This window comes from Petroclostridium xylanilyticum, from assembly GCF_002252565.1.
GTDB lineage: Bacteria > Bacillota > Clostridia > SK-Y3 > SK-Y3 > Petroclostridium > Petroclostridium xylanilyticum.
This window is the reverse complement of sequence record NZ_NPML01000019.1, coordinates 342698-362258: the sequence shown is the minus strand read 5'-3', so window position 1 is coordinate 362258 and position 19561 is coordinate 342698. Positions and strand designations below refer to the sequence as shown.

15 protein-coding genes are annotated in these 19561 nt (G+C 36.0%); 13 read left to right on the top strand and 2 right to left on the bottom strand.

Features of this window, described 5'->3' with window-relative positions; genetic code table 11:
* Positions 1–14 precede the first annotated feature (14 nt).
* The 4 genes from CIB29_RS13905 (at position 15) to CIB29_RS13885 (ending at position 5119) form a co-directional block, all read left to right on the top strand.
* Positions 15–1568 carry a glycoside hydrolase family 32 protein gene (locus CIB29_RS13905; RefSeq protein ID WP_094550651.1) on the top strand — a complete coding sequence of 518 codons (1554 nt, stop codon included), beginning with the start codon at positions 15–17 and terminating at the stop codon, positions 1566–1568.
* 297 nt (positions 1569–1865) lie between these two features.
* On the top strand, positions 1866–2204 hold the full coding sequence (locus CIB29_RS13900; RefSeq protein ID WP_157910308.1) for a transposase family protein: 339 nt from the start codon (positions 1866–1868) through the stop codon (positions 2202–2204).
* Positions 2150–3070, top strand: a complete 921-nt coding sequence (locus tag CIB29_RS13890) for an ISL3 family transposase (RefSeq protein WP_242965252.1) — start codon at positions 2150–2152, stop codon at positions 3068–3070. The genes CIB29_RS13900 and CIB29_RS13890 overlap by 55 nt, the downstream gene beginning before the upstream one ends.
* 663 nt (positions 3071–3733) lie before the next feature.
* Positions 3734–5119 (top strand): family 4 glycosyl hydrolase, encoded by a 1386-nt coding sequence (locus tag CIB29_RS13885; protein WP_094550645.1) that lies wholly within the window; start codon positions 3734–3736, stop codon positions 5117–5119.
* Between the two features lie 217 nt (positions 5120–5336).
* Here CIB29_RS13885 and CIB29_RS13880 read toward each other — a convergent pair whose 3' ends face one another.
* Positions 5337–7118 carry a sensor histidine kinase gene (locus CIB29_RS13880; protein WP_094550643.1) on the bottom strand — a complete coding sequence of 594 codons (1782 nt, stop codon included), beginning with the start codon at positions 7116–7118 and terminating at the stop codon, positions 5337–5339.
* An 81-nt stretch (positions 7119–7199) separates the two neighbouring features.
* Positions 7200–7973, bottom strand: coding sequence for a response regulator transcription factor (locus CIB29_RS13875; RefSeq protein WP_094550641.1), 774 nt, complete (start codon positions 7971–7973; stop codon positions 7200–7202).
* 417 nt (positions 7974–8390) lie between these two features.
* Here CIB29_RS13875 and CIB29_RS13870 point away from each other — a divergent pair, with 417 nt between their 5' ends.
* From CIB29_RS13870 to CIB29_RS13830, 9 genes are all read left to right on the top strand, one after another.
* The gene (locus tag CIB29_RS13870; RefSeq protein ID WP_094547847.1) at positions 8391–9680 is read left to right on the top strand and encodes an IS110 family RNA-guided transposase; all 1290 of its coding nucleotides are present in this window, start codon (positions 8391–8393) and stop codon (positions 9678–9680) included.
* A gap of 499 nt (positions 9681–10179) precedes the next feature.
* Complete coding sequence (locus CIB29_RS13865; protein ID WP_094550639.1) at positions 10180–11556, top strand: ABC transporter substrate-binding protein; 1377 nt, start codon at positions 10180–10182, stop codon at positions 11554–11556.
* 80 nt (positions 11557–11636) lie between these two features.
* On the top strand, positions 11637–12620 hold the full coding sequence (locus tag CIB29_RS13860; protein ID WP_423241307.1) for a carbohydrate ABC transporter permease: 984 nt from the start codon (positions 11637–11639) through the stop codon (positions 12618–12620).
* The gene (locus tag CIB29_RS13855; RefSeq protein WP_094550635.1) at positions 12620–13456 is read left to right on the top strand and encodes a carbohydrate ABC transporter permease; all 837 of its coding nucleotides are present in this window, start codon (positions 12620–12622) and stop codon (positions 13454–13456) included. Before CIB29_RS13860 ends, CIB29_RS13855 begins: the two co-directional genes overlap by 1 nt.
* A 277-nt stretch (positions 13457–13733) precedes the next feature.
* Positions 13734–14987 (top strand): nickel-dependent malate racemase, LarAH6 family, encoded by a 1254-nt coding sequence (gene larAH6 / locus CIB29_RS13850; protein WP_094550633.1) that lies wholly within the window; start codon positions 13734–13736, stop codon positions 14985–14987.
* A gap of 83 nt (positions 14988–15070) precedes the next feature.
* Positions 15071–16333, top strand: a complete 1263-nt coding sequence (locus CIB29_RS13845) for a 3-isopropylmalate dehydratase large subunit (protein WP_094550631.1) — start codon at positions 15071–15073, stop codon at positions 16331–16333.
* Between the two features lie 4 nt (positions 16334–16337).
* Positions 16338–16832 carry a 3-isopropylmalate dehydratase small subunit gene (locus CIB29_RS13840; protein WP_094550629.1) on the top strand — a complete coding sequence of 165 codons (495 nt, stop codon included), beginning with the start codon at positions 16338–16340 and terminating at the stop codon, positions 16830–16832.
* 233 nt (positions 16833–17065) lie between these two features.
* Positions 17066–17344, top strand: coding sequence for a hypothetical protein (locus CIB29_RS13835; protein WP_094550627.1), 279 nt, complete (start codon positions 17066–17068; stop codon positions 17342–17344).
* Between the two features lie 295 nt (positions 17345–17639).
* Positions 17640–19457, top strand: coding sequence for a sigma-54-dependent Fis family transcriptional regulator (locus CIB29_RS13830; RefSeq protein WP_094550625.1), 1818 nt, complete (start codon positions 17640–17642; stop codon positions 19455–19457).
* Positions 19458–19561: the final 104 nt, after the last annotated feature.

Genomic DNA, 19561 nt, shown 5'->3' with positions numbered 1-19561 from the left:
AGGGGGGCAGCAAAATGCTTAATAGTAAGATCAAGAGACCTAGTCACCAGGAATTAGTGGATAAAGCAAATGAATCGGTTGAGAGCGTCAAGGAGGTTGTTGCAAAAGACCCTCAACGCTGTGCCTATCATTTTATGGCACCCGCATATTGGATCAATGATCCTAACGGTCTTATCTATTTTAGAGGAGAATACCACTTATTCTATCAGCATAATCCTTATGGACCTCTATGGGGAGCCATGCACTGGGGCCATGCAAAAAGTAAGGATCTTGTTCACTGGGAATACCTTCCTATCGCTTTAGCGCCAAGTGAAGATTATGACTATCATGAAAGAGGCGGTTGTTTTTCAGGAAGTGCAGTTGATGATAACGGCCTCTTTACTTTGATTTATACTGGGACAGTATTGGAAAAGGATGGCCAGGTAAAGCAAGTACAATGTGTTGCTACAAGTACAGATGGTATAACATTTACTAAATATCCTGGTAATCCTGTAATCAATCAACCACCAGTAGACGGATCTTCAGATTTTCGGGATCCAAAGGTATGGAAGCATCATGATACCTGGTACATGGTGGTTGGGTCTTGTAAAAACGGAAAAGGTAAGGCATTATTGTATAAATCGTTAGATTTAAGAAATTGGGATTATGTTGGTGTACTGGCAGAAAGTGATGGAACGAAAGGAACCATGTGGGAATGTCCCGATTTCTTTCCACTAGGAGATAAGTATGTATTGATTGTGTCACCAATGGGAATGGACAATCACAAGGTAATTTATATGGTTGGGAACATGGACTATGGGACTGGTAGATTTACTTCGGACAGATATGAAGAAGTAGACTACGGATTTGATTTTTATGCTCCACAAACATTTTTAGATGGCCAGGGACGGCGAATTATGATTGGGTGGATGAATTCGTGGGATTGGATGCCGTGGTTTAAATCTTTTGGCCCAACTGTAACGAATAACTGGTGTGGAATAATGTCAGTACCACGTGTTCTTTCCCTTGATTCTGATGGACGGTTAATCTTCCAACCGGTAGAAGAATTAAAAAGTTTACGTAGACAACATCGGCAGTTTAAAGACTTTGAAATCGTACAGGACAGCAGCAACATTCTCGGAGATTTTAAGGGAAATTGCCTTGAGGTCATAGGAGAATTTGATCTTAACTCATGTAACGCTAACGAATTCGGCTTTAAGCTAAGATGTTCTTCCGATGGCAAAGAGCAAACGTATGTAAAATACAATACGAAAGCAAAGGAATTAATCTTTGTCAGAAATAAATTAGATGCTAGTAGTGAAGAGATACGCAGGTGTAAGGTAGAGATCAGTAATAATAAAACATTAAAGCTACACATTTTTATTGACCGAATTTCAGTAGAAGTATTTGTGAATGAAGGAAAGGTAGTAATGTCAAGTAATATATATCCGAGTCCTTCTAGCCAGGGAATAGATATATTCAGTCATGGAGGGACTGTTAAGATGATTTCACTGGATGTATGGCAATTAAAATCGATATGGCAGGAGGATAAGTCGTGTACGATATCGTTGCACCGGGAGAGCTTTTAATTGATTTTACACTTGCCGGCACATCGGAAAATGGGAATGTTCTATAAATCATAAAGAGTGTTAAGGCAGATAGTCTGAAACCATTGAAAAAGTCCAATTGAGCAGGAAGAAAAGGCACTTTTTCAGTGGTTTTATAGTCCTTAACACTCTTTATGATGGTTCAACCACGAATTTTGTGAAACGATAGATTCACCATAAATTACATTACCAGTCCACTGGTAAAAAGGGTACAAAAAATTCGATACATCCCTTATGATTTTAAGTGCAATCCAAAATAGAAAAGGGGGGGTATCGGATATGAATACCAATTATGATATTATCCGAAAACTAATTGGATTGCAAGGGATAGAGGTAATCTATTCCAATGTAAATAATGATATATTTGAAGTATTTGCAATATCTGCGTTTGATTTTGCCGTGTGTCCCCATTGTGGTCGTATCACGTATACCGTGCATGACAAAAGGTATCAGGCATATAAGCATCTACCTATATGGGGCATGGATACGGTTATCATGCTTGAGAAAAAGCGTATGTCTGCGATTGTAACCCAGAACATCCATTTGATGAATACTTTGCTTTTATCAGAAAATATCAGCGTTATACTATTGCCTATGAGCAATATATCTTTACGCTAGCCCATAAAAACACTATTAAAAATGTCAGTAATATTGTAGGCACTAGTGAAGGCGCATGCCAAAGGATATACAGCCATTATGCAAAAGAATCCCTTGCAGCATGTAAGCCTGGGCCACTTAGACTTTTAGGTATTGATGATATCGCCACTAGAAAAGGCCATAACTATGATATGATCATCTATAATCAGGAAACCGGTAAGGTAGTTGCTATTCTCTCCGGTAGAAAGAAGGAAGATGTAGTATCCTACCTTAAAAGTTTACCGGAAGATGTAAGGCTTGGAATTGAAGCAGTTTCTATGGACATGAGCAAAAGCTACTGCTATTCGGTATTAGAATGCCTGCCCAATGCAAAGCCGGTTATAGATAGATTCCATATATCACAACATCTTCATAACTGTGTAGATGATGAAAGAAAGCATATTCAAAATCATGCACGTAAGCATGGCGAAAAAGGTGAAGTATTTAAAATACGCTGGGCTATATTAAAAAACGTAGAAGACCTTAGCGCTGAGGAATATAACAATCTGCTGATGGCTTTTTCAAAATATGAGGAGTTAGAAAATCTTCATTACCTCAAAGAAGAATTCAGGATCTTCTTTGATATTACAACCAAGGAAGATGCTTTAGCATTCTTATCATATTACAAAGACCTGGTAGCAGAGTATGATATTCCTAAGCTAAAGGAATTCATAAAAACTCTTGATAACTGGATGCCATATATCCTAAATTATTACGACTATCCGATATCTAATGGCACTACAGAAGGCAATAACCATAAGGTTAAAAACATTAAGCGTAGAGCCTATGGATATCGTAACCGTGATAATTGGGAAATTAGAGTAAAATACGAATTTGAATGTGCTTAAATTTTTAGTTTTCAAGGTGCTTAGGATACATATAACTACTGTTATTGCTATAATTATCCTATATAGGGATAATAGCTATACATAGGAAAATATTCGGAATGTAGGAAAACTTATGTTTCCAATTTACAGGAAGATATATCAATAATTTTCCTGTAGACTATCTCTTGACAGAGTAGGTGTGCTATCTATCACAAAATTTATCGTTGAACCTTTATGGATTTATAAAGACTGTTACTTATTCAATTTCTGGTTTGCAATTTTGTCTATATGTGCCACAATTTTTGGATGGATGATTATGGAATTAATTTTATTTAACTGCTTTAAGCATTGCAATATCGGACATGTTTTTGCCAGATACGACTTGAAGTATGGATATCTCTTAATAAAAAATATCAACATAAATTATGAGAATAAAAACTAAATAGTGATACTTTTTTGATCAAAACGAATATATTGACCAATATTTGATACCTTATGTAAAACTACATACCTTTATAATATTTGTATAAATATTATAATTAATAATGTCTAAAAGTGTTTTAAAAATATAACCTATTTAGAGACATTGTGAAACCTAAGCTCTAAACCTAAATGTTATTTGCAGAACATCAACTGAAATAAGGTTTTTTGTTGAACAAAAAAATCAACTAAAGGGGGAAAAACATGAAATATTTAGAGAATAGGGTTACGGATATCAACCTTGCCTACATTGGCGGAGGTTCCAGAGGATGGGCGTGGAGGTTTATGAGTGACCTTGCATTGGAAGAACAGTTGTCAGGAACAGTTCGGTTATATGACATAGACTTTCAAGCTGCACATAACAATGAGGTCATTGGAAACAAATATTCCGAACTTGATCAGGCGAAAGGAAAGTGGAAGTATGTAGCAGTAAAAACATTGGAAGAAGCCTTAACAGAAGCAGATTTTGTTATCATTTCTATTGTACCGGGAACCTTCAATGAGATGGCGTCCGATGTGCATCTCCCTGAGAAATATGGTATTTATCAATCTGTAGGAGATACTGTAGGGCCGGGTGGATTGGTAAGAGCATTAAGGACCATTCCCATGTATGTTGAAATTGCAGAAAATATCAAAAGATATTCGCCAAATGCGTGGATCATCAACTACACGAATCCAATGACTCTCTGCACAAGAACACTTTATGAGGTGTTTCCTCAAATTAAAGCCTTTGGGTGCTGCCATGAGGTTTTCGGAACTCAGAACTTATTGGTTGCCATGCTTGAAGAATTAAGAGGAATCAAAGGGGTAACAAGAGAGGAAATTAAAGTAAACGTTTTAGGAATCAATCATTTTACATGGTTTGATAAGGCATCATACAAGAACATGGATCTTATACCTTTATATAGGGAACTTGTGGATAAATACTATGAAGAAGGATTTATGGATAAGAATAAGAACTGGTTAAACAAATGCTTTTCCTATGCAAATAGGGTAAAATTTGATTTATTTAGAAGGTATGGCTTGATTGCTGCAGCAGGAGACAGACATCTGGCAGAATTTATGCCACCATGGTATCTAAAAGATCCTGAAACAGTAGAAAAATGGAAATTTAGCATTACTCCGGTAAGCTGGAGAATACAGCACAGAGAAAACCTGATAGAAAAGAGCAACAGGCTGGTACGGGGAGAAGAGCCGGTTGAGATAAAACCATCGGGTGAAGAAGGAGTTCGTCAGATAAAGGCCTTGGTTGGGCTAAAAGACATCGTAACCAATGTCAACTTACCAAATGTGGGTCAAATGCAAGGCATACCTATGGGAGCTGTAGTAGAAACGAACGCATACTTTAGCAGAGATAATGTGCAGCCGGTAATGGCAGGCAAACTTCCTGATGATGTACAAAATTTGGTCATTAGACATGTGTTAAACCAGGAAGCTACTTTAAAAGCTGCTCTAACAAGAGATAAGGCCTTGGCATTTAGAACGTTTATCAATGATCCATTAGTAAATATTGATATAAAAGATGCAGAGGAGTTATTTAACCAAATGCTCCAAAATACAAGAGAATATCTGCCAGGATGGAATATTTGATCTATTTGCAGAATAGTAGACGCAAACTAAATTGTTAGGATTTTAAGATATTTAAGCGAAATTGGAAAGAGACTGCAAGCAATGTTATATAGGCGGTTGCATGCTTGCAGTCTCTTATAAGACTTAGGGAAATTCCGTGAGGAACGAGCGGTGCACTCTTATGTCTTGCCCAAACGATAAAGCACTGCTTTTTCAGCAGTTTCGTTGTTGTCCCACGTTATATAGGTATATACATATATACCGCTGTACCAAAACCAGATTTGCTCCTGATTTTGATTCCATATTGGTCTCCATAGGTTAGCTTTAATCTTTTGTTTGTGTTGAATAAGCCGATATGCTCGTTATATTCTTTTTCTTTCTGTAACTTTTCCCTAATTTCTATTAACTTCTTACGGTTGATACCTAGTCCGTTATCAACCACTGATATTTTTATAAAGGACTGAACAAAGTGTATCTTTATTTTGATGCAGCTTTTTCCTTCTTTTACTCTAATTCCGTGATAGATACTGTTTTCAATTAATGGTTGCAACAGTAACTTCGTTATTTCATGCTGAGTTAAATTTTCATCGTATTCCCAAATTACATCAAATTTTTCTTTATACCGGGCTTTTTGAATATTGATATAGCTTTGTGTATATTTTATTTCTTCTTTGATTGTTACACTTTTTTTGTCACTTTCCAATGAATATTTTAATATATCTGAAAGATTTCCGATCATTTCATTTATATCATTAGGGTGGCCTGTCAGGCTAAGAACTTTCCAATTGATGGTCTCCAAGGTATTAAACAAAAAATGAGGGTTTATCTGGGATTGTAAAGCTAACAACTCCATAGCCTGGACCTTATACTTTCGCTCAGATAACTGCACCTTTAAATAGCTATGTTCAACGAAGGTTTTTACAATATTATGCAGGATATAACTATATTCATCTTTTATTCGGGAGGGCAGTGCGGGCAATGGCTGGTTGTTTTCAGCCGAATCGATAATGGAAATTATGTTCTGAATATTTTTATAGTTTCTGCTAGTTAAATAATATGTTATACTTAATCCTGATATAAATGATAGCGCAAGTATAATAAAAGTAAAGGTGCTTAGCTTAATTGGAATTTCATATATTATATTTTGAGGAACAATTGATAAGTACTTCCATCCATACCGTTCTGACTGAATTTGAGAGATGGTATATGCCTTTTTGCGTATAAGTGGATTTACCTTAAAAGAAGGTTCCGACTGTCTGTAAATCTGCTCTATATTTGTGTGCTTCATTTTATTTGCCGAATGATTTCTAAAAATAATTTGATTATTTTCGTCTACAATCAGTATGCTTTGCTCAGGGAGAGTTTCCAAGTTATTTAGCAAACTTTCAATATATTTCGCGCAGATATTCAAAACAATAACACCGTCACTCGCAGTAGAACCTGGTGAATAAAGTTTCCTGTAAATGGTTAATACCTTCGTAGACTCTTTTGCAAAATCGTATTGTTTTATATCTCTCATTTCAGTCCATATTAATGTGTGTTTATCTTGATTTTCTACATTTGTATACCAGGAGGTATCATAGAAATTGTTCAACGTTGTTATCCCTGATGTTGTGGAAAGAAACTGGTTTTTATTGTTGTAGTAATAAACATAGATGGAATGTATATAAGGTCTTGAATTAGCTGGCGAATCTACGAAATTTTTAATCATTGATAGTTTATCAAAGTCATTCTTCGTTAAGGATTCATTATCATTTCTTAGAATTCGTTTTAGTCCAACATTAATTGCGGGATTAGTGCTAAAATTTAAATTAAGAGAATCTAGTTCGCTTAATATTAACTCAATATTCTCTTTTGTTTGCAATAACAAATTGATATTGTTCTTATTTATTTCTTCTTTAACATATTTTTGTGTAATGACAGTAGCTAATGTTCCAAGCGCAATTAAAGGAATGAGAAGCGGTATCAAAAATAAAATTAGATTTTTCAAAAAAAACCTCGAGTGCGTATTCTTTATCATGTAATGCACCTTCTTCCTTATATATGGCTGGCTGCTTGTATATAAACATGTTTATACTAAGCTATTTGCTGCATCTATTGTTCAGTTGTTAGAATTGCGGTATTCTCGCGGGCTCATGCCGAAATATTTTTTGAAAGTCCGGGTAAAGTTTTTGGGACTACTGTACCCAACCATATCACTAATCTCATAGGTTTTATAATTGATGTCATCCAATAATTCCGCTGCTTTTTTCATTTTAACCGTTATGACATAGTCAGAAAAATTTTGTCCTGTTTTTTGCTTAAAAAACTTACTAAGATAATAGGGATTCATATGGACTAATTCAGCTATGTTTTCCAATGTTACGTCTTTATAGTGTTTCTTTACGTGTGATTTTATGGTTGAAATAATTTTATCATGAAAATTAAGAGATATATCTGTCTCCCCATTCCTTACACAATCTGTTTTTGAATTTTCATTATTAAATTTTTCTGAATGCTCAAGATCTAACTCAGTTTTTAAATTAGAAAAGGTCTTGAACAGTTCATCGTATTTTGTAGGTTTTACGATATAACTCTTTACACCATAGCTTAGTGCTTGCTGGGCATATTCGAAATCTCTATAACCACTCAAGAAAATAATCTTAACTTGCCACTTTTCATCATATATTTTTTTCGCAAGTTCAATACCTGTCATAGTAGGCATCATGATATCGCATAGTATAATATCGATATGATACTTTTGAAGGTATTCCAAGGCTTGTTTCCCATTTTCTGCTTGAATTGCAACTTCAAAACCGATTTCATTCCATGGGAAATAATTGCAGAGACCATTTCTGATTTCGTATTCATCGTCCACAATCATTATTTTATACATTATTTCTCTCCTCCTTGTACAATTAATATTGTATTAAATCAGTGACCGAAGCCACTGTTCGACCCATTAAAAATCATTGTTAACATAACACTTCAAACTTCATACTTTTCTAAACATCAAGCACATCATACGGCTTCACATCTTAGCCATTATGCCAGCACCTGTTGGCCTGAACCTTGAAAATCATGTATAATATCTTCCGGACTTGGAAGGTGTGTGTATCACCTCCTGGGACGGACCTTAGCGGGCCGATTACCCGTGTGAAAGAGTATTTATCCATTCCGGTAAGTCTACATGATTTGGCTGGTTGAGGCCAGCTAATAAGCTGGTTCCTCGTGTCACATGCAAGGTTGTTTGCTTACATGGGAAGGAATGGAGGCTTTTAAGTCCATCAATCTTGTAAAGGAGGCATTTTTAATGAATTTCAGACCCATTGCAGGCATTGATGTGGGCAAGTTCTTCAGTGAGATGGCGATTCTTTCTCCATCCAATGAAGTAATTGCCCGCATGAAGATTCGCCATGATTCCAGTACCGACGTTGAAAGAGCCGTTGAATTGCTGAAAAAAACGGAAAAGGACTTTGATTCAAGGCCTTTCGTCGTCATGGAATCCACCGGGCACTATCACAAAATCCTTTTCCATTCACTTTGTAAAGCTGGATTTGAGGTTTCAGTAACAAACCCCATCCAGACTGATTCTATCAAAAATATTGGAATTAGAAAAGTGAAAAATGATAAAGTGGATGCCCGGAAAATTGCATTGCTCTACAGATTTCAGGAGCTTAAAACTACTAATATCCTCGATGAGGATATTGAATGCTTAAGGAGCCTTTGCCGCCAGTACTACAAGCTCTCTGACGAGCTTACTGCCTACAAAAACAGGTTTACGGGTATTGTTGACCAACTCATGCTAAACTTTAAGGATGTATTCCCCAACATCTTTTCAAAGGCTGCTCTTGCAGTCCTGGAGGAGTATCCTACGCCTGCCCATATTCTTAAGGCTGACAGGAACAAGCTGATTTCAATGATTCAGGAAAAGTCCCACAAAAGCCTTAAATGGGCAACTGAAAAGTATGAGCTTTTGGTCTCCAAGGCCAGAGATTTTGAACCTTTGAGCATTCACAATTCCTCAAATATTGCCATGCTCGGTGTGTACATCTCCATGATCAGAACCCTGGAGGAAAACCTGGAGAAAGTCCTTAAAGCCATCCATAAGCTGATTGATGAGGACCTGGCAAAGGACATGCCTGTACTTGCATTGACGCTTGAACTCTTGCAGAGCATTCCCGGCATAGGCCTTCTGTCTGCTGCCACCATTCTTGCGGAGATTGGCGACTTTTCGGCCTTTAAAAAGCCGGGCAAGCTGGTTGCTTATTTCGGCATTGACCCCTCTGTCATGCAGTCCGGAGAGTTTACCGGTACACGTAACAAGATGTCTAAGAGGGGTTCAAGGCTGCTTCGCAGGGTGCTTTTTACAATTGCTCTTGCCAATATCCGTACCAAGAGGGATAAGACAGCTTGCAACCCTGTGTTACTGGAGTTTTATCAACAGAAGTGCCGGAGCAAACCTAAAAAAGTAGCTTTGGGAGCTGTTATGCGTAAGCTTGTTAATTATATTTTTGCTGTTCTGAGGGATAGAAAGCCTTATCAGCTACGTAGCCCCCAAGAGCATGCGAAGAATCTTGCAGCAAAGCATACAGCAGCTTAATAGTACTTGTACTTGATGTTCAGTTTTCAAAGAGCAACTTATTATTTCAGACCAGCTATTTTATGTCTACTTCACTTAGGTGGTCTTGTTGTCATGCCTTTGATTAACGTCAGGAGTCTAAAAAAATTTCTCAAAATTTTTCTTAAAAACTCTTGACTTTAATTAGCTGGTCTTTTATGGAAGCAAGTGTGAATATAATAGAGCAAGACGGATCACCAAACATGTAGTTAGGTTAGCATATAATGAATACGGGTTATTGATTATAGAAAACATTATTAATAATTATACCAGATAGTTATACCAGCTGTCTACCTGTTTTAACAAGCAAAAAATGATAAGAAATGTTAAATTATGATTCTTTATTTATTACAAATAGGCTAATTATTGATACCTTATGTGAAATTATATACCTTACATACAGAAAGGCTTAATGTTATAATTATAACTGTATTTTAACAAAAAAAAATTAATCAAATCAAGTAAAGGGAGGAAGAACATCATGAAAAGGGCAATGAGATTAATCAGCACCCTTTGCATCATTTCAATTCTGGCTACACTGTTCATTGGGTGCGCAAAAGAGGCGCCTAAAACTGGAACGGATTCCACACAACAAGCTGCTGCAGACAATAAGGATAAGACAGACAAGAAAGATGCTGCACCAAAGAATGTCACAATGCGGTTCTCTTGGTGGGGAGGAGACAGTCGCCATAAAGCGACTTTAGCAGCTATTGAAGCTTATACCAAGAAAAATCCTCACGTAAAGATTGAAGCTGAGTATGGCGGTTTTGATGGATATTTCCAAAAACTAACAACTCAATTGGCTGGCGGTACTGCTCCTGATATTATGCAGGTCGACCAACCTTGGCTTCCTAGCCTGACTTCACAGGGAGATTTGTTTGTTGATATCAATACATTGAAAGAAATAGACTTAAGTGCGTTTGATAAAAAATTCTTAGATTCACAGCTTACCATTGGCGGCAAGCTTCAGGGATTGCCAACGGGTTTAATTGGAATCACGATGTTCTACAATAAAACCGCTTTCGAAAAATTTGGAATTTCTGCTGATACGCAATGGACTTTTGATAATCTTATTGAGATTGGCAAGCAAGTACATGAAAAGGATAAAAATATATATCTCTTAAATTTGGACATTAATAAGTACGATTGGATTATGAAGGCAATTGTGAAGGAAAAAACTGGTGAGCAATGGGTGAAGGATGACTACACCCTGGGGTTTGATAAAGCAATTCTTGTGGAAGGACTTACTTGGATAAAAAAAGCTGTTGACAGTGGTGCTGTACAACCTTTTGAAGAAATGATTTTATATGATAAAAAAGCAGAAACTAACCCTAAATGGGTTAATGGAGAACTGCTTATGAATATCAACTGGCCTTCTTCGTTTGAAAGATTTACGGAATCAGTTGCTAATAAGGATGCAAAATGGGATGTAACAGCTTTTCCGATATCAAAAGATGCAAAAAAATCGGGTGTTATAACAAGAGCTGCTCAAGTAATGTGTATTAATAAAAACTCAGCAAACATCAGTGAAGCTGCTAAATTTATTAACTGGATGTTTAATGATGATGAAGCTATTTTAATACTGGAAGATGTTAGGGGAGTACCTGCAACTGAAAAAGCTAGAAAAATGCTGACTGATAGTAAGAAGTTAGATGAAAGGATAGTACGTGCAACAGAAGTTGCAATAAAAAATTCCGGGGACCCTGAAAACGGACCTACAAACGATCCGGAACTTCTTGAAATTGATAGAGATATTATACAAAAAGTTGGTTATGGGCAACTTACTCCAGAAAAGGCTGCAGACGAGTTAATACAGAGGTATACAGAAAAGCTAGCCGAACTTAAAGCAAAAAAATGATTAATATGCAAGCATATTTTATAAAAGTACTGCCTTAAATTGGCAGTACTTTTATAGCACAGAAAGTAGTTAATATTTAAGTGATAATTCTATTAAATAAGAGCAAGAGGAGAGGATCTCACCAGATGAATATAGATGTAGCTTTAAAATCGCAGAAAGCAGCTTCTAAAACAAAAGCAGTTAGGAAGAAGTATCAATATGTAGCATTTTTGTACATTGCCCCGTGGCTTATTGGACTTTTTGTATTTCAATTGTATCCTTTTATAGCTTCTTTTATATATTCTTTTACTGATTTTACTATGCTTAAAAAACCAAGTTTTGTAGGTTTAAAGAATTATATTGATTTATTTACAAAAGATCAGCTGTTTTTACAATCACTAAAGATTACCTTTATTTACGTTATAATTGCGGTACCTTTAAAACTTGCCTTTGCTTTATTTATTGCAATGATTTTAAATATTAAATTGAGGTTTGTCAATTTTTTTAGGACTGTCTACTATATGCCGTCCATATTGGGGGGAAGTGTTGCTGTAGCAGTTCTCTGGAGATTCCTGTTTATGCGAGAGGGTCTCGTTAACAAAGTAACCTCAATATTTCATATTCCTGCAGTTGACTGGCTTGGAAACCCTAAGATCGCATTATATACAATAAGCCTTCTAACAGTATGGCAGTTCGGATCATCAATGGTACTTTTTCTTGCGGGTTTGAAAAACATTCCATCAGAATTATATGAAGCTGCTAGAGTTGACGGTGCTTCCAAACCTAGAATGTTTGTAACCATTACATTACCTCTCTTGACACCTATTGTTTTCTTTAATTTAATTATGCAAATGGTTCACGCATTTCAAGAATTCACAGGAGCCTTTGTCGTTACCAATGGAGGTCCTGCAAAGGCAACATATTTATATGGTTTAATGCTTTATCAAAATGGATTCCAGTTCTTTAAAATGGGTTATGCATCTGCACAGTCCTGGATATTATTTGCTATTATTATGCTTATGACGATGCTAGTATTTAAGTCTTCAGAATATTGGACGTTTTATGAAGATGGGGGTGATTTCTAATGAAGGTTCGTGTTCAAAATATAATTGCGTATATATTGCTAACATTATTAGGAATAGTGATGGTTTACCCATTGCTGTGGCTTGTTGCATCTTCTTTTAAGACCAATCAGGAAATTTTCGCTACAATCGGGCTTATCCCGAAGAAGTGGGTATTAGATTCTTATGCCCAAGGTTGGAAGGGGAGCGGCCAGTATACTTATACGACATTTTTTCTAAATACATTTATGTTGGTAGTTCCAACTGTAATTGCTTCGATTGTTTCTAGCGTATCGGTGGCTTATGGTTTTGCAAGATTTAAGTTTCCGTTTAAGAAAGTTTTGTTTGCCTTGGTAATCGCTACGTTAATGCTGCCTAACGCGATTATAATTATACCAAAGTATATACTATTTAAAAATTTTGGTTGGTTAAATACTTATTTAACATTTTGGATACCGGCATTATTTGCAACCTATTCATTCTTCATCTTCATGTTAGTGCAGTTTCTTCGTGGAATACCGAGGGAACTTGATGAATCTGCAATTATAGATGGGTGTAACTCTTTTACTATCCTGATAAGAATACTGATCCCGCTAGCTAAACCGGCACTCTTTTCAGTGGGTATATTCCAATTTATCTGGAGATGGAATGATTTCTTCAATGTTTTAGTTTACATTAATAGCGTAAGTAAATTCCCACTTGCATTAGCGCTTAGAATGTCTATTGACATTACCGATGTAGTAGCTTGGAACCGGCTTATGGCGATGTCAGTATTAACTATGGTGCCTCCAATCTTAATCTTCTTCTTTGCACAGAAGTATTTTGTAGAGGGTATTGCTACAACCGGACTAAAGGGTTAATAAAAAATCATTAATGCTTATTAAATCTCAGCATATTCATTTTCCTATTCATTATATTGGTACAACGATAGGGAAGATGGTATGCTGGATTTTTTATAATGCTTAGGCAAAGTATAATTATTCCTTGATTTATTGCTTTCCGTTAAAGGCATTTCAAGAAAGCTGTATATAATTATTGGAAAATAGCGGAATTGAAGCAATATTATAATATGGGCTATAAAGATATAATAAGGTTGTATAGTTTATAACAACTAAGTTTAAGGAGGGGGAAGAAGGCATGCAGGAATATAGATGTTTATATGGAAAGAGCTTTAAAAAATTTTACTTGAATGAAAATAACCTTATAACTGAACTGTTACCAAATCCTTTAGAGATTAATGCAGTAGGAGAAGATGAGGTAAAAAGAGCAATATCAAATCCTATTGGCTCGAAAAGGTTAAAGGACATCGTCAAGCCGGCTCAAAAAGTAGTCATCATTACCAGTGATATTACGCGGCCTATGCCTAGTAAACTGGTAGTCCCTCATGTAATTGAAGAATTACTTGCAGGTGGAGTTGGATGTGACGATATATCTATCATATTTGCCGTAGGAAGCCATAGGGAACATACTGAGGAAGAAAAAAAGTATTTGGTTGGAGAAGAGACTTATAATAGAGTAAAATGTATTGACAGCAATCCTAACGATTATGTACATATGGGGATGACTAAAAGCGGAACACCTGTGGATATCTTTAGAGTTGTTGCAGAAGCCGATATAAGAATATGTTTGGGGAATATAGAATATCACTGGTTTGCCGGATATAGCGGTGGAGCTAAAGCAATCATGCCTGGAGTTTCTACAAAGGCTGCTATACAACGTAACCATCGTTTTCTTGTAAGAGAGGAAGCAAAAGCCGGGGATATGGAGAATAACCCGGTAAGATATGATATCGAAGAAGTTGCAAACATTGTGCCTATACACTTTATAGTAAATGTAGTTCTTGATGAAAACAAAAACATTATAAAAGCGGTTGCAGGGCATCACATACTTGCCCATAGAGAAGGGTGCAAATTTCTTGACCAGTTCTATAAGGTACCTATCAAGGAACAAGCTGATATAGTTATTGTATCTGCTGGAGGATTTCCGAAGGATCTAAATCTTTACCAAGCACAAAAGGCATTGGATAATGCGAGACATGCTGTCAGGCAAGGAGGCATTATCATATGGGCAGGCCGCTGCCAGGAGGGCCTGGGTGAGGAGGTATTTGAAGACTGGATCATCAGTGCAAAAGATCCTCAAAGTATATTGGAGCGTATTCAGGTAGACTTTCAATTAGGTGGGCATAAAGCTGCTGCAATTGCAGGAGTATTGGTAAAAGCTCAAATCTTCTTAGTTTCAGAATTGGACCCTGAGTTAGTTAAGAACATATTTATGCAGCCTTTTACTGAAGTAACGGATGCGCTTGAAGAGGCTTTCAGGCAGTTGGGCAATAAATCCAAAGTTATATTTATGCCTGTAGGGGGTTCTACCTTACCGGTATTGAATAAATGAACGATAAGAGTAGTCAATAATATAAGTATTGTGCTAATAAAAAATATCAGGTACAGTTAATTAGATAGATAGGGGGAAAGAATATGCATGCTATAGAAAAGATACTTGCCCGGGCATCGGGTAATGAGAGAGTAGCTGCAGGGGAGATAGTCACTGCGAAAGTTGATATGGCAGAAGTAAATGATCTGTATCTGCAAGTGGTAAAATCTTTTAAAGAAATGGGCGGACAAAAAGTGAAACATCCTGATAAAGTATGCTTTGTTTTAGACCATTACGCACCTGCTCCTACAATCCAATCTGCAACCAACCAAAAAGCAATGAGGGAATTCGTTCAGGAACAGGGAATAAAATATCTATTTGATATCAATGAAGGAGTATGTCACCAGGTAATGCCCGAGGCAGGAATTGTATTTCCCGGCATGGTTTTAGTTGCTACAGACTCTCATACCACTACTCATGGCGCTTTTGGTGCATTTGGTACAGGAGTCGGGGCTACAGACCTTGCTACAATTCTAATATCCGGAGAATTATGGTTTAGAGTTCCTGAGGTAATAAAAATTCAAATTGATGGCATACCTCAAAAAGGTACTTCAGCCAAGGATATCGTACTACATATCATAGGGAAATTAGGTCCATCTATTGCCGTATATAAGGCAATTGAGTATTGTGGAAGTACGGTAGAGAATATGTCCATAGATGAAAGAATGGTTTTATGTAATATGGCGGTTGAAATGGGAGCAAAAACAAGCTACATTCAACCCGATGATAAAACCATGAGGTATATAAAATCAAAGATAGACAGAGAATTTGAGATCTTTACCACCGACAAAGATTACAAATATGCCAAAGAGTATTATTTCAACGTAGCGGATTTGACACCACAGGTTGCTAAACCAGATAACATTGATGATGTAGATGGTATCGATAATGTAGACAAGGTAGAGGTGCATCAGGCGTTCATTGGTACGTGTACTGGTGGAAGGCTAGAGGACATTGAGGTAGCTGTTCAAATATTAAAGGGCAAAACAATTAACCCCAGGACAAGACTGGTTGTAATTCCTGCTTCTAAAGGAGTCTATCTGCAAGCAGTGCAAAAAGGTTATATAGAAGAATTGATAAAAGCAGGAGCTACGATATCTGCACCGGGATGTGGCCCTTGTCTTGGAGCGCATCAAGGAGTACTTGCACCCGGTGAATATTGTGTTACCACGTCCAGTAGAAACTTTCCAGGGAGAATGGGAAGCACAGAAGCAAAGATATTCTGTGTGTCTCCAGCAACAGCTGCGGCAACTGCATTGGAAGGCAGGTTGGCTGATCCGAGAAAATACATTTTGATGGAGGAATAATAAAATGCACAGCATCATTCAAGGAAAAGTATGGACTTTTGGAAACAATATTGATACAGATCAAATTTATCCCGGAAGATACCTGGAACTTACGGAACATAGTGATATTGCAAAACACGCTATGGAAGGAGCTGACAGTAACTTTATCAAAGAATTTATAAAAGGTGGAATCATTGTAGCTGGAGATAATTTTGGCTGCGGATCCAGCAGGGAACACGCAACAATCACATTAAAAAATGCAGGGGTATCGGCAATTGTTGCAAATTCTTTTGCAAGGATATTCTATAGGAATGCTATAAATCTTGGTCTGCCTGTTATAACTTGTGATGGAATACTTTCAAAAGTTAAAAAAGGAGATACAATATCAATTGATTTGCAGAGCGGTATTATAAGGAATCTTGATAATAATGTAGTTATAGAAGGTGATAAACTTTCTGAACATGTTCTGAACATTATTGAAAGAGGTGGGGTTATTCCTTTTTTTAAGAAAGATCTATGATACCACTGTAAAAAGTCGCTTGTTAGGGGTGCATTTAATCTAGTTGATGAATAATATTCCAAGGAAAGAATTTCATTTGAAAAGAGACAAAAAAATAGTCTAAGATACCCATGAGAATTCAAATTTTTAGAAGGGGTGTCTTAGACCATGATAAAAAACTCAAATGAGATTTTAACACGAAATCTCATAAAAGGCGAAGGTATTTTAAGGAATTTTGTTGAGGAAGCAATCAGGTGAACAAAGTAAAGATTGAAAATTTACCGGATAATGTAGTGAATCTCCCTGTATATATGGAGAATAACCGTGAACGAATACGTTATAAAACTTTTAAAGAAAAAGGCTATTATATAGGCAGTGAAGCTATAGAAAGCGGTAATAAAATGGTGATTGGACAAAGGATGAAACAGGCAGGTATGCGCTGGAGCATCAATGGTAGCCAGTATATAGCTGTATTACGTGCAAAATATGAGAGTCATAGATGGGACGATGTTATAAAAGTTGTCAATGAATAGATGAAATAATATCCATGTAAAATAATATATCCATAAATTGGGTAGCTATGCCCATCTTCACTGGAAAGTTTATCACATATGTGAAAAAGTATCTTCTACTGTAAACTATATTATAATTTTTAAAATAATGGGTCATATATACTTTATGTACCTAGTGGTGTAAAATGTGTTGAAAAAAGCTAAAAATATGGTAAAATATTATTATATATTTAGTAAAATATAACAACATATTTCACAAAAAACAACAATAAGATTAATTTTCATTAGTAGGTGTTAAGTAGCGGGGGGGGTATATATGTCAAATCTGCTGGAGATAAAAGGCTTCATTCAAGAAATTGCAGAGGCAATTGCGGAAGCATTAGAAATTGATACTTCGGTAGTTGATCATAACCTTATACGTATTGCAGGAACTGCGCAAAAGCAGGTAACGCAGGTTATTTCTTCTGGGGTCATAAAGAAAGTATTTGAAACAGGGCAGTATTATTTGACGCATCATACCAAAGAAGACGTGCACTGCAACCAATGTCCGCAAAAACATAATTGTAAAGAAAAGGCTTTTATGCACTGCCCGATATTTTTTGACGATAAAGTCATCGGTGTTATGGGACTTATGTGCTTTAATGATACTCAGAGAGAGAAGCTAATATCTAAACAGGACTCCCTTCTATCCTTTATTCAAAACATGTGCGCACTGATCACCTCAAAATTAAAAGAATATGAAATGTATAAAAAAGAACAAGAAATGTATCAAAAAATCGAATATCATAATATAATGTTACATCAAATTCTAAATACCGTTTCAGATGGATACATCATTATAAATACTGAAAAAGAAATAACGCATATAAATGAGCACGCCCTGAATATTCTCGGTATGACCAAGGAAGAAGCTGAAGATAAAGTGATAACTGAGGTAATACCAGACTTAGAACTAAAAAGTATTTTGTCAAATAGAGAAAATGCATTTTACGATGAAATTAAAATCAATAAAAAAACATATGGTGTCTTTATAAGTGCCATGAAGGACAATAAAGAAACGGTAGGCGCAGTGATTAGTTTTAAGATAGTAGATAAGATTAGCAGCCGTGTTTTCAGTAAAGCTTTTTACACGAAAGAGATTACATTTAATGATATACTTGGAGAAAGTAGAAAAATTACTGATGCTAAGGAGTTAGCTAAAAAAGTATCAGTGAATAGTACAAATATCTTATTACTAGGCGAAAGCGGTACAGGTAAAGAGTTGTTTGCCCGGGCTATTCACTATGCCAGTGATAGACATGCAAATCCATTTATTGCTGTAAATTGTGCAGCAATTCCCGAGAGTTTGTTGGAGAGCGAGTTGTTTGGATATGAGTCAGGTGCTTTTACAGGTGCTAATAAAACAGGTAAACCTGGAAAGTTTGAACTTGCGCATACAGGTACAATATTTTTAGATGAGATTGGTGATATGCCTTTCTATCTTCAAGCTAAGATATTAAGAGTACTGCAGGATAAGACTATTGAAAAGATTGGTGGCGTTGTACAAAAAGATATAGATGTTAGAATTATAGCAGCAACAAATAGAAATCTAGAAGAAATGGTGCGTACAGGGAAATTTAGAGAAGATTTGTACTATAGACTAAATGTCATACCGATACAAATACCCCCTTTAAGAGAAAGAGAAGGGGATGTAGAATTATTGGTTGAATATTTTATAAAAAAGTATTCAACTATATTTAATGTAGGTATCAAAAAGATAAGTCCACAAGCTATTGAAATATTAAATACGTATCATTGGCCTGGCAATATAAGGGAACTTGAAAATTTGATACAGTATTTAATTTCTGTGAGTAATAGTGAAGTCATAGATGTAGATATATTACCCAATAAGCTTCTGGAGGGGCAAGTTCCAAGCGATGTAAAAAACAGCAATGTAAAAAAGATAAAGCGTGTTACACCTCTGGCAGAGATTGAAAGAGAAGCAATATTGAATGCTTTAGAATTGTTTGGAGACACAACGGAAGGAAAGTTTAAAGCGGCAAAAGCATTAGGTATTGGAAAAACTACTTTATATAGAAAATTAGCTGAATATAGTGTAGATATAAGCAAAGATTCCCAATGTCGGAATTATTAATTTCCACATTGGGAATTCTTTTTTATAATAGTATTTCTAAGGTTTAACGATTTTGTAAGTCATTCTTTTTTCAAAGCGGGAATTATAAATTTATGTAAATATTT